The organism is [Mycobacterium] manitobense, from assembly GCF_025821665.1.
Lineage (GTDB): Bacteria > Actinomycetota > Actinomycetes > Mycobacteriales > Mycobacteriaceae > Mycobacterium > Mycobacterium arseniciresistens.
The window spans coordinates 1-13,120 of record NZ_JACKSJ010000039.1; the positions used below are offsets into that span (position 1 = coordinate 1).

The 13,120-nt window shown below is 70.8% G+C and carries 17 protein-coding genes; 11 read left to right on the forward strand and 6 right to left on the reverse strand.

The window, feature by feature from the left end; translation table 11 throughout:
• Positions 1 to 14 precede the first annotated feature (14 nt).
• Positions 15 to 1,034, forward strand: coding sequence for a MinD/ParA family ATP-binding protein (locus H7I41_RS05145; RefSeq protein ID WP_372503679.1), 1,020 nt, complete (start codon positions 15 to 17; stop codon positions 1,032 to 1,034).
• 3 nt (positions 1,035 to 1,037) lie between these two features.
• Here H7I41_RS05145 and H7I41_RS05150 read toward each other — a convergent pair whose 3' ends face one another.
• Complete coding sequence (locus H7I41_RS05150) at positions 1,038 to 1,199, reverse strand: hypothetical protein (RefSeq protein ID WP_264011497.1); 162 nt, start codon at positions 1,197 to 1,199, stop codon at positions 1,038 to 1,040.
• Between the two features lie 48 nt (positions 1,200 to 1,247).
• Here H7I41_RS05150 and H7I41_RS05155 point away from each other — a divergent pair, with 48 nt between their 5' ends.
• The 3 genes from H7I41_RS05155 (at position 1,248) to H7I41_RS05165 (ending at position 3,073) form a co-directional block, all read left to right on the forward strand.
• Positions 1,248 to 1,562, forward strand: coding sequence for a DUF4229 domain-containing protein (locus H7I41_RS05155; RefSeq protein WP_264011498.1), 315 nt, complete (start codon positions 1,248 to 1,250; stop codon positions 1,560 to 1,562).
• Positions 1,559 to 2,608 carry an aminotransferase class V-fold PLP-dependent enzyme gene (locus H7I41_RS05160; protein WP_264011499.1) on the forward strand — a complete coding sequence of 350 codons (1,050 nt, stop codon included), beginning with the start codon at positions 1,559 to 1,561 and terminating at the stop codon, positions 2,606 to 2,608. The genes H7I41_RS05155 and H7I41_RS05160 overlap by 4 nt, the downstream gene beginning before the upstream one ends.
• A gap of 78 nt (positions 2,609 to 2,686) precedes the next feature.
• Positions 2,687 to 3,073: a response regulator gene (locus H7I41_RS05165; RefSeq protein WP_264011500.1), complete on the forward strand. Its 387-nt coding sequence runs from the start codon at positions 2,687 to 2,689 to the stop codon at positions 3,071 to 3,073.
• Here H7I41_RS05165 and H7I41_RS05170 read toward each other — a convergent pair.
• Positions 3,051 to 3,704: a response regulator gene (locus tag H7I41_RS05170; RefSeq protein ID WP_264011501.1), complete on the reverse strand. Its 654-nt coding sequence runs from the start codon at positions 3,702 to 3,704 to the stop codon at positions 3,051 to 3,053. The genes H7I41_RS05165 and H7I41_RS05170 overlap by 23 nt on opposite strands.
• A gap of 131 nt (positions 3,705 to 3,835) precedes the next feature.
• On the opposite strand from H7I41_RS05170, the gene H7I41_RS05175 reads away from it, so the two are divergent.
• Complete coding sequence (locus tag H7I41_RS05175; protein ID WP_264011502.1) at positions 3,836 to 4,090, forward strand: metallothionein; 255 nt, start codon at positions 3,836 to 3,838, stop codon at positions 4,088 to 4,090.
• A 7-nt stretch (positions 4,091 to 4,097) separates the two neighbouring features.
• Here the strand turns inward: H7I41_RS05175 and H7I41_RS05180 are convergent, their stop codons facing one another.
• Complete coding sequence (locus tag H7I41_RS05180) at positions 4,098 to 4,970, reverse strand: 1,4-dihydroxy-2-naphthoate polyprenyltransferase (protein WP_264011503.1); 873 nt, start codon at positions 4,968 to 4,970, stop codon at positions 4,098 to 4,100.
• 45 nt (positions 4,971 to 5,015) lie between these two features.
• On the opposite strand from H7I41_RS05180, the gene H7I41_RS05185 reads away from it, so the two are divergent.
• From H7I41_RS05185 to H7I41_RS05200, 4 genes are read left to right on the forward strand one after another with little or no spacing between them, the layout of a single operon-like run.
• A complete protein-coding gene (locus tag H7I41_RS05185) occupies positions 5,016 to 5,609 on the forward strand; it encodes a hypothetical protein (RefSeq protein WP_264011504.1) in 594 nt (197 codons plus the stop codon).
• Between the two features lie 40 nt (positions 5,610 to 5,649).
• Positions 5,650 to 6,426, forward strand: coding sequence for an S-methyl-5'-thioadenosine phosphorylase (locus H7I41_RS05190; protein ID WP_264011505.1), 777 nt, complete (start codon positions 5,650 to 5,652; stop codon positions 6,424 to 6,426).
• On the forward strand, positions 6,423 to 7,454 hold the full coding sequence (locus H7I41_RS05195; RefSeq protein ID WP_264011506.1) for an NAD-dependent epimerase/dehydratase family protein: 1,032 nt from the start codon (positions 6,423 to 6,425) through the stop codon (positions 7,452 to 7,454). Before H7I41_RS05190 ends, H7I41_RS05195 begins: the two co-directional genes overlap by 4 nt.
• A 1-nt stretch (position 7,455) precedes the next feature.
• Positions 7,456 to 8,271, forward strand: coding sequence for an alpha/beta hydrolase (locus H7I41_RS05200; RefSeq protein ID WP_264011507.1), 816 nt, complete (start codon positions 7,456 to 7,458; stop codon positions 8,269 to 8,271).
• Here the strand turns inward: H7I41_RS05200 and H7I41_RS05205 are convergent.
• The gene (locus tag H7I41_RS05205; protein WP_264011508.1) at positions 8,268 to 9,632 is read right to left on the reverse strand and encodes an HNH endonuclease signature motif containing protein; all 1,365 of its coding nucleotides are present in this window, start codon (positions 9,630 to 9,632) and stop codon (positions 8,268 to 8,270) included. The two genes, H7I41_RS05200 and H7I41_RS05205, sit on opposite strands and share 4 nt — an antisense overlap.
• A 192-nt stretch (positions 9,633 to 9,824) precedes the next feature.
• On the opposite strand from H7I41_RS05205, the gene H7I41_RS05210 reads away from it, so the two are divergent.
• Positions 9,825 to 10,952, forward strand: a complete 1,128-nt coding sequence (locus tag H7I41_RS05210; RefSeq protein WP_264011509.1) for an NAD(P)H-dependent flavin oxidoreductase — start codon at positions 9,825 to 9,827, stop codon at positions 10,950 to 10,952.
• Position 10,953: 1 nt separating this feature from the next.
• Here the strand turns inward: H7I41_RS05210 and H7I41_RS05215 are convergent, their stop codons facing one another.
• Entirely contained in the window at positions 10,954 to 11,976 is a 1,023-nt protein-coding gene (locus H7I41_RS05215; RefSeq protein ID WP_264011510.1) for a sensor histidine kinase, read from the reverse strand.
• Positions 11,963 to 12,661: a response regulator transcription factor gene (locus tag H7I41_RS05220; protein ID WP_264011512.1), complete on the reverse strand. Its 699-nt coding sequence runs from the start codon at positions 12,659 to 12,661 to the stop codon at positions 11,963 to 11,965. The genes H7I41_RS05215 and H7I41_RS05220 overlap by 14 nt, the downstream gene beginning before the upstream one ends.
• Positions 12,662 to 12,763: 102 nt before the next feature.
• Here H7I41_RS05220 and H7I41_RS05225 point away from each other — a divergent pair.
• Positions 12,764 to 13,120 (forward strand): glycosyltransferase (locus H7I41_RS05225; protein WP_264011513.1); only part of this gene is annotated, 357 nt, incomplete at its 3' end.

Sequence of the window (13,120 nt, forward strand, 5' to 3'; positions counted from 1 at the left end):
CCCCCGTCCCGCCCGTGGTCGTTCCGCCGCCCCTGCCGCCGGTGCCCGCCGCCGCGCCCCTTCCGCCGCTGTCCGCCGACGCGCCGCAGCCCCAACCGCACATGGACCTCTCGGCCGTCGCGCTGCTCGGCAGGCCGAAACCGGCGCCGTCGCACGGCTGGCGTAAGTGGCTCTACCTGGCCTCGTTCAAGCTGATCAACCTGGGGGAGGGCCCGAAAGCCAACCACCGTGACAGCCTGCTCGCACAGGTCAGGCAGCCGCTGCACGGGTGCTATCGCATCGCGCTGCTGTCGCTCAAGGGCGGCGTCGGCAAGACGACCATCACGGCCACCCTCGGCGCGACGTTCGCCTCCATCCGCGGGGACCGGGTGGTGGCGGTCGACGCCAACCCCGACCGCGGCACGCTGAGCGAGAAGGTGCCGCTGGAGACCCCGGCAACCGTGCGCCATCTGCTGCGTGACGCCGAAGGCATCGAGCGCTACAGCGACGTGCGCGCCTACACCTCGCAGGGCCCGAGCCGGCTGGAGGTGCTGGCCTCCGAGAGCGATCCGGCCGTGTCGGAGGCGTTCAGTTCCGACGACTACTCCCGCACGCTGGAGGTGCTCGAGCGGTTCTACAGCCTGGTGCTCACCGACTGCGGCACCGGCCTGATGCATTCGGCGATGTCGGCCGTGCTGTCGAAGGCCGACGTGCTGGTCGTCATCAGTTCGGGTTCGGTCGACGGCGCCCGCAGCGCGTCGGCCACCCTGGACTGGCTCGACGCCCACGGCCACGAGGACCTGGTGAAGAATTCGATCGCCGTCGTCAACGCGGTGCGGCCGCGTTCGGGCAAGGTTGACATGCAGAAGGTGGTCGACCACTTCGGCAGGCGCTGCCGCGCGGTGCGGCTGGTGCCGTTCGACCCGCATCTGGAAGAGGGCGCGGAGATCAGCCTGGACCGGCTCAGGCCCGCGACGCGGGAGGCGCTGATCGAATTGGCGGCGGTGGTGGCCGACGGGTTCCCCGGCGCATCGCGCACCGGCAACCCGGCCTGACCGCTACGGACGGGGGTTGTCGCCGTCCCGGAGCCGCCGCAGGAAATCCGGGTCGTCGTCCGGCCCGATCACACGCGGACGGGGCCGGCTCGCGTTCGCCCGGGTGAGCCGCCAGCCGACGTAGACCAGGCCTGCCAGGACGAGCAACAGGATCAGATACGCCACCAAAACCTCCTGTTACCGAATATACGCGCCGTCGGTAGGCTCGTGACCGTGTCAGATGACCGGCCCACAGCACGCCTCATGGTCGACGTGGCGCTCTACACGGTGGCGCGCCTGGTGCTGGTGGCGGCGCTCGCCGCGGCCATCTTCCTCACCGGCCGGCTGCTGGGGATCGAGCAGTTCCCGATCGTGGTGGCGATCCTCTTCGCGATCGTGATCGCTCTGCCGCTGGGCATCTGGTTGTTGGCGCCGCTGCGCAGGCGTGCCACCGCGAGCATCGCGGTGGTCGACGAACGCCGCCGCCGCGACCGCGAGCAGTTGCAGTCCCGGCTACGGGGTGACGACGACACCGCCGCTCCGTCGTGACATACCGCGAGGCGTTCGGAGCCGAATTCCTCGGCGCCGAAGGGTTTCTCAACTCCCCGACCTATGGGCTGCCGCCACGGTTCCTGGCCGACGCGCTCGACTCCTGCCTGCGGCAGTGGCAGACCGGGACGATGGAGCCGGTCACCTTCGACGAACCGGTGACCGCCGGGCGGGCCGCATACGCGACCCTGGCCGGGGTGCCGGTCGAGTCGGTGGCCATGGCCGGGTCGGCGTCCGCGGCACTGGGACTGGTGGCCGCCGCGATCCCCGACGGCGCCGCCGTCGCCACGCTGGCCGGTGAGTTCACCAGCACCACATTCCCGTTCGCCGCGCAGGCCGGGCGAGGTGTCACCGTCACCGAATTGTCACAACCCGACCTGCTGGCCCGCGCCGCCGAATTCGACGTGGTGACCGTCAGCCTCGTGCAGTCCGCAGACGGCGCCGTGCTCGACGCCGACGCACTGCGGACGTCGGTCGCCGGCGCCGCGACGCTCACCGTCGTCGACGTCACCCAGGCCGCCGGCTGGAAGCGTCTCGACCTCGGCTGGGCCGACGTCACCGTCGCATCGGTGTACAAGTGGCTGCTGGCGCCGCGCGGGACGGCGTGGATGTCGTTGAGCGACAGGATCGCTCGGATGATGACCCCGCACGCCGCGAACTGGTACGCCGGCACTCAGCCGTGGCAGTCGATCTACGGGTTGCCGCTCCGGCTGGCCGACGACGCACGGCGCTTCGACACCTCGCCCGCATGGTTCGGAGTCCTCGGGTCGGGGCTCACACTGCCGTGGCTGGCATCCCTCGACCCGGTCGCCGTCGAGGCGCACACCGTCGGTCTGGCCACCAAGCTGCGCACCGAACTCGGTCTGCCGGCGTCGGACTCGGCGATAGTGTCCATCCCGGTGTCCGGCCCGGCGACGTCGGCCACCGACCGGCTGCGGCACGCGGGCATCCGGGCGTCGGTGCGCGCGGGCGCGGTGCGGGTCGGCTTCCACCTCTACAACACCGACGACGATCTCGACCGGCTGCTCGACGCGCTGGCTGTTTGACCTTTCCGGCTAGCGGTAATGCGCCTGCAGGCGCGCTCTGCGACGCTGACGTCATGAGGAGTTCGAGGGGGGTGTGCGGTGCGCTGCCTGATCGTCGACGACAGCGCTGACTTCCGCGCTGCCGCCCGTTCGATGCTCGAGCGCGGCGGGATCACCGTCGTCGCGTCGGCCGCCGACGGCGACGAGGCACAGCGGCTGTGCGGCGAGTTGCGGCCCGACCTCGCCCTTGTCGACATCGACCTCGGCGGTGAGAGTGGCTTCGACGTCGCCGAGCGGATATGCGGCGCCGACGCCAAACACCGCCCGGCGGTGATCCTGATCTCCACGTTCGCCGAGCAGGACCTCGCGGAGCTGATCGCCGCCAGCCCGGCGGCCGGGTTCGTGTCGAAGATGGCGTTGTCGGCCGACGCGATCCGCGACGTGCTGGCCGGGGTGGCCGGCCTCAGCGGGCCTCAAGGTAGGTGATCACCGCACGGACGCGGCGGTGATCTTCGGGGGTCTCCTGCAGATTCAGCTTCGTGAGGATGGCGCGGACGTGCTTCTCGACGGTGCCTTCGGTCACCCACAGTTGCCCCGCGATGCCGGAGTTGGAGCGGCCCTCGGCCATCAGCACCAGCACCTCACGCTCGCGGGCGCTCAGGGCGGCCAGTGGATCGTCGCGCCTGCGCGCGGAGACGAGTTCCTGCACCAGAGCTGGATCCACCACCGACGCGCCCCTGGCCACCCGCTGCAGGGTGTCGACGAAGTCGTCGACGTCGGTGATCCGGGTCTTCAGCAGGTATCCGATCGCGTGGCCGCCGGCGAGCAGTTCGGTGGCGTGCTCCACCTCGACGTGTGCGGACAGCACCAGGATGCCGATGTCGGGCCACTCCTCGCGGATCACCCGGGCGGCGTCGAGGCCCTCGGTGGTGTGGGTGGGTGGCATCCGGATGTCGACCACGACGAGCGCCGGGCGGCACTCCCGCACCATCGTGAGCAGTTCACCGGCGTCCCCGGCGCGGCCCACGACGTCGAACCCCGACCGGTCGAGCAGGCTGGCCAGTCCCTCGCGCAGCAGCACGTCGTCGTCGGCCACCACCACCCGCAGCGACTCCATCGCAGTCCTCTCCTTGGCGCACAGGAACGCACCCGATGCATCATCTTGCCCCGCGCACCGGTTTCTGGCTGCCATCGACCGGGCACCCCTAGGAACGCCGATCGACAACGCCCGACGAAGGAGTATCAGCGATGGCAGTCTGCGACACCTGCGGAAACGACTACGACAAGGCGTTCCAGGTCAGCTGGCCCGACGGCCGGACCGCGACGTTCGACAGCATCGAGTGCGCCGCGGTGCAGGTGGCGCCCGAGTGTGCGCACTGCGGGTGCCGCATCCTGGGCCACGGTGTGGAGGCCGACGAGGGCATCTTCTGCTGTGCCCACTGCGCCCGGAAGGCGAGCAACGCCGACATCAACGACCGGTACCCGGTGCCCGCGGGCGGCTGAGTCGCGGCTACGGCGCGAAGGTCAGCGCGGCGGCCACGGTCAGCGCCCACACCAGCATGGTCAGCCCGGTGTCGCGCAGCACGGGGATCAGTTCTCTGCCGTGCTGCCCGCCGCGCACCGGCCGTGCGGCGCGCAGTGCGAGCGGGGCCGCCAGCAGGCCGACGGCGCACCACGGCGTCGCGGCGATCAACGCCAGCGGGATCAGCAGTGCGACCGCGACGAGCGCCTGGTACAGCACGCGGGTGCGCGCATCGCCCAGTCGCACCGCGAGCGTGATCTTGCCGGACTCAGAGTCGGTCGGGATGTCGCGTAGGTTGTTGGCGACCAGCACCGCCGACGACAGCGAGCCCATCGCCACCGCGAGCGCGACACCGACCCAGTCGATGCGCAGCGCCTGGGTGTACTGCGTGCCGAGCACCGCGACCAGTCCGAAGAACACGAACACCGCGACCTCGCCGAGGCCGAGGTAGCCGTACGGCTTGCGGCCACCGGTGTAGAGCCATGCCCCGGCGATGCACACCGCGCCGACCGCGATCAGCCACCACGCGCTCACCACGGCGAGCGCCAGCCCGGCGGCCGCGCCGATGGCGAGGCTGACCACCGCCGCGGTCAGCACCGCTCGCGGCGATGCCAGCTTCGCGCCGACCAGCCGTAGCGGCCCGGCGCGCACGTCGTCGGTGCCGCGGATGCCGTCGGAGTAGTCGTTGGCGTAGTTGACGCCGATGATCAGCGCCACCGCGACCAGCAGTGCCAGCAGCGCCTTCCACCACACCGCGGCGTCCAGCCAGGCGGCCGCGCCGGTCCCGGCGATGACCGGCGAGATCGCGTTGGGCAGGGTGCGCGGACGGGCGCCCTCGATCCACTGCGCGATGCTGGCCACGCCGGTCAGTGTTTCACGCGACGCGCCACGGGCTATGGAGCGGTGGTGAGCATCGGCGGCACCGCAGCGACAGTCATCGGCAACACCGTCTCGGCCGTCGCCGGTGGATACGGCGGTCTGTTCGACGCCGACGCCCCCGTCCACCAGGCGCAGCTGAGCTTCGACGACGACGCGAAGCTGCCTGGCGGCACCGAACTGCTGCGGCCCGGCCTGCGTGCCGACGCGCTGGTGCGGATCGCGCCACAGAGCGACGACGAGGCGATCCGCACCATCTGCATCAAGCTGCCCGACGTCTACGGTCCCGGCCGCGATCAGGACTTCCTGCTCGCATCGTCGATGGACGGCGTGCCGTTCCACCACGCCACGCTGCCGGCCGCCCGAGCCGGGGACCGGCTGTACTCGTCGCTGTGGCTGTACCTCGCGGGACTGTCGCCGGTGCTGTTCGGCGCCCGGATGGACGGCGAGGCGCCGGGACAGCTGACGTTCCTGATGTGCGGTGTGCTGAGCCGGTTCCGGCGCGTCGGCACACTGACCGTCAACTCCGGCGCGACCGCCGACGACGCGGACGCCGGTTTCGCGGCCCGCAACAGTGGCGGCGGCATCCGCCCGCTTCCGCCGGTCCTCGCCTACCGGGGTTAGCGCCCATCGGGGCGGCGCGGACATGACGGACAATGGGCGGATGCTCGGAGTGATCGGTGGCAGCGGCTTCTACTCGTTCTTCGGCGCCGATGCGCGCAGCATCAGCCTCGACACCCCCTACGGCGAACCGAGCGCGCCGATCACGGTCGGCACGGTCGGCGATCACGAGGTCGCGTTCCTGCCGCGGCACGGCGTGAATCACGAGTTCTCGCCGCACACCGTGCCGTACCGGGCCAACATGTGGGCGCTGCGGGCACTCGGCGTGCGGCGCATCTTCGGTCCCTGCGCGGTCGGCAGCCTGACACCCGAGCTGGGCCCCGGCGCGATGGTGGTGCCCGACCAGCTCGTCGACCGCACCAGCGGACGCGCCGACACCTACTTCGACTCCGGCGGCATCCACGTCGAGTTCGCCGACCCGTACTGCCCGGAGCTGCGCGCGGCGGCCAAGGACCTGCCCGGCGTCGTCGACGGCGGCACCATGGTGGTGGTGCAGGGGCCACGGTTCTCCACCAGGGCCGAGAGTAGGTGGTTCGCCGGTCAGGGCTTCACGCTCGTCAACATGACCGGCTACCCCGAGGCGGTGCTGGCACGTGAACTCGAAATGTGTTATGCGGCAATTGCTTTGGTGACCGATCTGGACGCAGGCATCGAGACCGGAGCGGGCGTCAAGGCCGTCGACGTGTTCGCGGAGTTCGAGCGGAACCTGGTGCCGTTCAAGAAGCTCGTGCACGAGGCGATCGATCAGGTCAGCTCGGAGCGCACCTGCACCCACTGCCTGCCGCACGAAGGCGTCACCCTGCCGATCGAACTGCCGTGAGGGTGTTGCTGACCGGCGCCGCCGGCTTCATCGGCACCCGGGTGGCCACCACGCTGCGCGACGCCGGCCACGACGTGATCGCCGTCGACGTCATGCTGCCGGCCGCCCACGGCCCCGGTGCCAGGCCGCCGGGCGACTGCCAGGTGCTCGACATCCGTGACTCCGCCGCGCTGGCCCCGCTGCTGCGCGGGGTGGACGTGGTGTGTCATCAGGCCGCCGTGGTCGGCGCCGGGGTGAACGCCGCGGACGCACCCTCCTACGGCAGCCACAACGATTACGGCACGACTGTGCTGCTGGCCGAGATGTTCGCCGCGGACTGCCGGCGGCTCGTGCTGGCGTCGTCGATGGTGGTCTACGGGCAGGGCCGCTTCGACTGTCCGGAGCACGGACCGGTCGACCCGGTGCCGCGCAGCCGCACCGACCTGGACGCCGGGGTGTTCGAGCACCGCTGCCCGGTGGGCGGCGAGGAGTTGCAGTGGCGCCTGGTCGGGGAGGACGCGCCGCTGCGGCCGCGCAGCCTCTACGCCGCCAGCAAGACCGCGCAGGAGCACTACGCGCTGGCGTGGGCGGAATCGACGGGCGGCGCGGTGGTGGCGCTGCGCTACCACAACGTCTACGGCCCGCACATGCCGCGCGACACACCGTATTCGGGGGTGGCGGCGATCTTCCGCTCTGGACTCGAATCGGGCGACGTGCCACGCGTTTTCGAGGACGGCGGTCAGATGCGTGACTTCATCCACGTCGACGACATCGCTGCCGCCAACCTCGCCGCCGTCGAGGGCGCAGATCCGGGCTTCGCGGCGTTCAACGTCTGCTCGGGCAGGCCGATCTCGATCCGCGAGGTGGCCGCGGAACTGTGCGAGGCCCGCGGCGCGCCGCCGCCGGTGGTCACCGGGCAGTACCGCAGCGGCGACGTCCGCCACATCGTCGCCGATCCGGCCAGGGCCGCCGAGGTGCTGGGCTTCCGGGCCGCGGTCGACCCGCGCGACGGGTTGCGCGAGTTCGCGTTCGCCCCGCTGCGGGACTGAGATGCGCTGGGTGCTGGTCGTCACCCTGGTGGTGTCGGGACTCTCGGCGCTCGCCTGGTCGCAGCAGCGCCGGCTGATCTACTTCCCGGCGCCGGTTCCGGTGCCGTCTGCCTCGCTGGTGATGCCCGACGGTCGCGATGTGGAGTTGGCCACGGCCGACGGAAAGGCGTTGGGTGCCTGGTATTTTCCCGGCCGCGTCGCCGGTCCCGCGGTGCTGGTGTGCAACGGCAACGGCGGTGACCGGTCCGGCCGCGCCGCCCTCGCGCTCGCGCTGCACCGGATGGGTGTCGCGGTGCTGCTGTTCGACTACCGCGGCTACGGCGGCAACCCGGGACGGCCGACGGAGGACGGCCTGTCCGCCGACGCCCGGGCCGCGCTCGACTGGCTGGCGGCCCGGCCGGAGGTCGACCCGTCGCGCATCGCCTACTACGGCGAATCCCTGGGCGCCGCACGCGCTCTCGGTCTCGCCGTCGACGTTCCACCGGCGGCGCTGATCCTGCGGTCGCCGTTCACATCGCTGGCCGACGCCGGCGCGGTGCACTATCCGTGGCTCCCGGTGCGGCGGTTGCTGATCGACTCCTACCCGTCGATCGACCGGATCGGCTCGCTGCGGGCGCCGCTGCTGGTGCTCGCCGGTGACCGCGACGACGTCGTGCCCGAGACGATGAGCCGACGGCTGTTCGACGCCGCGCCGGAGCCCAAGCGCTACGTCACCGTGCCCGGTGCGGGACACAACGACCCGCCGCTGGTCGACGGCGCGGTGATGACGGTCGCGATCGAGCAGTTCCTGGCCTCGACGCCGGTGCTCGAGCGCTAAGCGGGTTCGGCGTCGTCGTCGCGTTCGGTGAGGTAGCGCTGCGGATGGTGGTAGTTGTTGATGCGGGTTTGTCCGGTGTCGAGTGCTGCGGGTGGGATCCATTCGGTACGGCCGGCCTTGCGGCGGGTGGTCCATTGGGTCTGTTCGATGAGGTTGTTGTCGGGTGGGCAGGCCAGCGTCATGTCGGTGGTGTTTGTCAGTCCGCCGCGTTTCCAGTCCTGTTCGGCGTGGTGGACCTGGCAGTCGAAGGCGTTGCGGGTGCATCCGGGGCGGGTGCAGCCCTTGTCGCGGGCGAACAGCGCCAGCCGTTGCGCGGTGGTGGCGCAGCGTCTGGCGCGACCAAGGTGCAGCACCTCTCCGGTGTGGTCGTCGAACACCGCCAGGTAGTGCCGTGATCGGCCGGCCAGCCGAATGAGGTCTCGGATCGGCAGTTTGGTGCCGCCGGCGGTGTCTGCGTATCCGGCCCCGGATTCGAGGTCGTTGACGGTGGTGGTGGCCACGATGGTGGCCGGTAACCCGTTGACCTGACCCCCGGCGGCCACGGCGTGCCGCATCGCGGATTTGAGCGCATCGTGGTGGCGTTGTTGCCGCGTGCGGGGATCGGGGCTGCCGGTGATGTCGCATTCGATGACCTCGGCCGCACCCGGGTCCTCGGGCAGGTTCTGCCCAGGGGCGCCGTCTCTGGCCAGCACGACGTCGAGCAGGGCGGCGGTCTCGGGATCGAGTTCGCCGCGGATCGGGGTCATTCCGTTGCTGCGTTGCTTGCCCATCCTGAAGCTGCGTTTGGCCTGTTGCTCGTCGTGGTCGGGTTCGGTGCCGTCGGGATCGATGACCTCGACCAGGTGATCGGCGAGCTTCTCGAGGTCCTCCGGGCACATGCTCTTGGCCCACTTCGCGAGGTCGCGGTCGGCCCCGGCACGGGCAGCGTCGTCCACCCAGCCGGGCAATTTGCGGAAGAACTTTCCGATCACCTCGACGTGGGCCGGGTCGATCGCCCCGGCGGCCAACGCCGCAGCGGTGTGCACCCACAGAGGGGCCTTCGGTTCGCCGGTGAACGACCACCGCGGGCCGAGCACCTCGGCGGCGTCGAGGCGTCTCTTCGCGTCGGCGGTGTCGAGGTGCAACCGTTGGGCCAGAACTTCTTTCAGGCTGGTGTTGCCAAACGCGTCGGGCTCGAAGCGTTCCCGCAGATGAGCCAGGACCGTGTGATCGAAGGCCGCGTCGTGTCGATGGGAGTACTGCCGACGCTCGTACACCGCCAGCAACTCCGTGGCGCTCAAGGCGTCGAGAGGCAGGGCGGCCAGGTTGGCACGCGCGGCATCCCACGCCTGCAACGCCGCCGACACCTGCTCCCTGTCCATGCTTCGAACACTAGTGCGAGGGTCCGACACATTTGGCCGTGATGTGACGTCAGAAACGAAAGTGGCACAAGTGATTCGGGGCTCATACCGGCGGCCGTGGAAATCGCCGAACGTGCGCCCACTGCGAGAATGCGGCCCGAAAATCGCAACCACCGCACGTTCGGCGCAACCGGGGGGTCGATACTGGCCGGTGTGAAACTCGCCATCTGTGCACAGTTCGGCATCGACTTCCCGTTGTTCGCGTTCAGCCACTGCCGCGATGTCGTCGCCGCGGTCACCAACGCCGGCGGCTTCGGCGTGCTGGGCGCCACCGCCTACACGCCCGAACAGCTCGACCAGGAACTCAGCTGGATCGACGACCACGTCGGGGGCAGGCCCTACGGCGCCGACATCATCGTGCCCGCGAAATTCGAGGGCAAGGGCGAGAACCTGTCGACCGGCCAGCTCGCCGACCGGATCCCCGCCGAGACGAAGGACTTCGTCGCGAAGCTGCTCGCCGAGCACGACATCGAACCGGAGGAGCGGCCACGCCTGGGCGGCTCGTCGCTGTCCGGCGACACCGGCCGCGACCTGCTCGACGTCGCGATGAGCCATCCGATCAAGCTCGTCGCCAATGCGCTCGGGGTGCCGCCCGACTACATGATCGAGGCGGCGGGGGAGCGCGGCATCCCGGTCGCGGCGCTGGTCGGCGCCCGTGAGCACGCCGTGAAGCAGGTGAATGCCGGCGTCGACCTGATCATCGCGCAGGGCACCGAGGCGGGCGGGCACTGCGGCGAGGTCTCGACGCTCGTGCTGGTGCCCGAGGTGCTCGAAGCCGTCGAGGCGACGGGCAAGCGGGTGCCGGTGCTGGCCGCGGGCGGCATCGTGACGGGCAGGCAGATGGCCGCCGCGGTCGCGATGGGCGCCGACGGCGCGTGGACCGGTTCTGTGTGGCTGACCACCGAGGAGGCCGAGACCGCGCCGCACACGCAGCAGAAGATGCTGGCCGCGTCGTCGCGCGACACCGTCCGGTCGGCGGGCCGCACCGGAAAGCCGTCGCGCCAGCTGGTCTCCGATTGGACCGACGCGTGGCTGCCGCACGACGGCGGTGCCCGGCCGCTGCCGTTGCCGCTGCAGTCGATGCTCGTCGAGCCGGTGCTGCGGCGCATCGACGGCCTTGCCTCACAGGGACATTCGGGCGCACAGGCGTTGTCGACGTACTTCGTGGGCCAGGGCGTCGGCCTGATGAACAAGGTCAAGCCGGCCCGCGAAGTGGTGCGCGAGTTCATCGAGGACTACCTGGCGGCGGCCGAACGGCTCAGCGGCACCCTGCCTGATTGACCTACTCGGCGAGCGGGAGCCGCACCTCGAAGCGCGCCCCGGTGTCGAGGTTGCGTGCCGAGAGCGTGCCGCGGTGGGCCTGAACGAGGCCCGCGGCGATGGCGAGGCCGAGGCCGGACCCGCTGGGCAGCGACGAGTCGGCGCGCGGCACCCGGTCGTTGGAGCCGCGGTAGGCGACGTCGAACACCCGCGGCAGGTCGGCCTCGTCGATGCCGACGCCGGTGTCGTCGACGCGGGCCCATGCGCCGTTCTCGTCGGCGCCCAGCGCCAGGTGCACGCGGCCACCCGCCGGGGTGTGCGCGATCGCGTTGGCCACCAGGTTCGACAACACACGGACCAGTGCGCGGTCGCTGCCCAGCACCCGCACCGGCTGTTCGGGCAGCTCGGCTTGCAGCTGGACGCCTGCGCGCTCGGCGGCGATCCGGTGTGCGGCCAGCACGTCGTCGATCACCTCGTCGAGCGCCACCCGGTCGAGAGCGGGCTGCACGGCGCCTGCGTTGATCTTCGACATCTCGAACAGGTCGTCGACCATCTCGGAGAGCCGGATCGACTCCTGTTCGATCACCTTCGCGTGCGCCCGGATCTCGTCCTCGTCGACCAGGCCGTCGGCGATGGCCTCCGCCACCGCCCGGATACCGGCCAGCGGGGTGCGCAGGTCATGGCTGACGAAGGCGACGAGCCGACGCCGGGAATGTTCGGCGGCCCGCTCGGACTCGCGGATCTCCTGCTCCCACACGGTGCGACGCGCCTGATAGCGGGCCAGCATCACGGCGGCGGGAATGGTCACGATCGACACGATCACCAGCACCACGATCGTGCGCTCGTAGGACGGTGAGTCCATCAGACCGCTGGCTCCCATGACGCCGGTGAACGTCGCGACGGTCGGCAGCAGCACGAGCGCCACCATGCTGGCGGCCAGCGACCACGACCGCGCCAGCCGGATGACCAGGGCGCCGACCAGCACGACGGGCAGGGAACAGGCCAGCGCCCATCCGGCGATCTCCCAGAGGTCAGGCGCCGGCATCGGCGCTCTGTTCGCCGCTGCTCCACAGGTAGCCGCGGCCCCAGACGGTCTGCACGCGATGCTGATCGCCGAGCTTGGAGCGCAGCCGTTTGACGTGGACGGTGACCGTGGAGAGATCGCCGAAGTCCCAGTGCCACACCTGCTTCAGCAGTTCCTCGCGGGTGAACACCGTGTCGGTGTGGGTGATGAAGAACAGCAGCAGGTCGAACTCGCGGTTGGTCAGGCTCACCGGGATCCCGCTGACTGTGACAGAGCGGGACGCGGCCGACACGGTGAGGTCGCCCACCGCAAGGTCGACGGGAGCCGCGCCCACCGGCGCTGGGGCGCGCCGCAATACAGACCGCACGCGCAATGCGAGTTCCCGTGGGCTGAACGGTTTGGTGAGGTAGTCGTCGGCGCCCGCCTCGAGTCCGGCGATGCGGTCGTCCTCCTCACCGAGGGCGGTCAGCAGGATCACCGGCACCGTGTAGTCGCCGCGCTGACGCAGCGTGCGGCACAACGTGAGACCGTCCGGGCCGGGCATCATCACGTCGAGCACCGCGACGTCGATGCGCTGCGTGCCGAGGAGCCGGAGCGCCTCGTTTCCGTCGTGGGCGATCGAGACGTCGAGGCCGTCCCGCTCCAGGTACCGGCGCACGACGTCGCGCACGACGTTGTCGTCGTCGGCGATCAGTACGCGCGTCATCTCTCCGAGGTTAGCCGTTCATGGCCGCTACCTGCGCTGATGTCATCGATTCGTCACCGATGGGCCGTTTGCCGGCGGTGGGGTCTGGCTACTGTCGATGGCATGCCCGACTGTCCGGTGACCGTAGTGCTGCCGTGCCTGAACGAGGCGGCGTCGCTGCCCGGCGTGCTCTCGGCGCTGCCGTCCGGATACCGGGCCCTCGTCGTCGACAACAACTGCACCGACGGGACCGCCGACGTCGCGCGCAGCCACGGGGCCGACGTGGTCGCCGAGGCGCGACCCGGTTATGGAGCCGCCGTGCACGCCGGGGTGGTGGCCGCGGGCACCCCGGTGGTCGCGGTGCTGGACGCCGACGGCTCGCTGGACCCGCGGGAACTGCCCGCTCTGGTCGCCGCGCTGGACCGCGGGGCCGACATGGTGATCGGCCGCCGCCGACCGGTGCGCGGGCTGCGCTGGCCG

What these genes read in the sequence shown, in the direction of transcription:
- H7I41_RS05170 (WP_264011501.1), bottom strand. Translation starts at nt 3,704, where the DNA reads ATGGAGTCGCTGCGGGTGGTGGTGGCCGACGACGACGTGCTGCTGCGC.
- H7I41_RS05175 (WP_264011502.1), top strand. Translation starts at nt 3,836, where the DNA reads ATGGCAGTCTGCGACACCTGCGGAAACGACTACGACAAGGCGTTCCAG.
- H7I41_RS05190 (WP_264011505.1), top strand. Translation starts at nt 5,650, where the DNA reads ATGCTCGGAGTGATCGGTGGCAGCGGCTTCTACTCGTTCTTCGGCGCC.
- H7I41_RS05200 (WP_264011507.1), top strand. Translation starts at nt 7,456, where the DNA reads ATGCGCTGGGTGCTGGTCGTCACCCTGGTGGTGTCGGGACTCTCGGCG.
- H7I41_RS05205 (WP_264011508.1), bottom strand. Translation starts at nt 9,632, where the DNA reads ATGGACAGGGAGCAGGTGTCGGCGGCGTTGCAGGCGTGGGATGCCGCG.
- H7I41_RS05215 (WP_264011510.1), bottom strand. Translation starts at nt 11,976, where the DNA reads ATGCCGGCGCCTGACCTCTGGGAGATCGCCGGATGGGCGCTGGCCTGT.
- H7I41_RS05220 (WP_264011512.1), bottom strand. Translation starts at nt 12,661, where the DNA reads ATGACGCGCGTACTGATCGCCGACGACGACAACGTCGTGCGCGACGTC.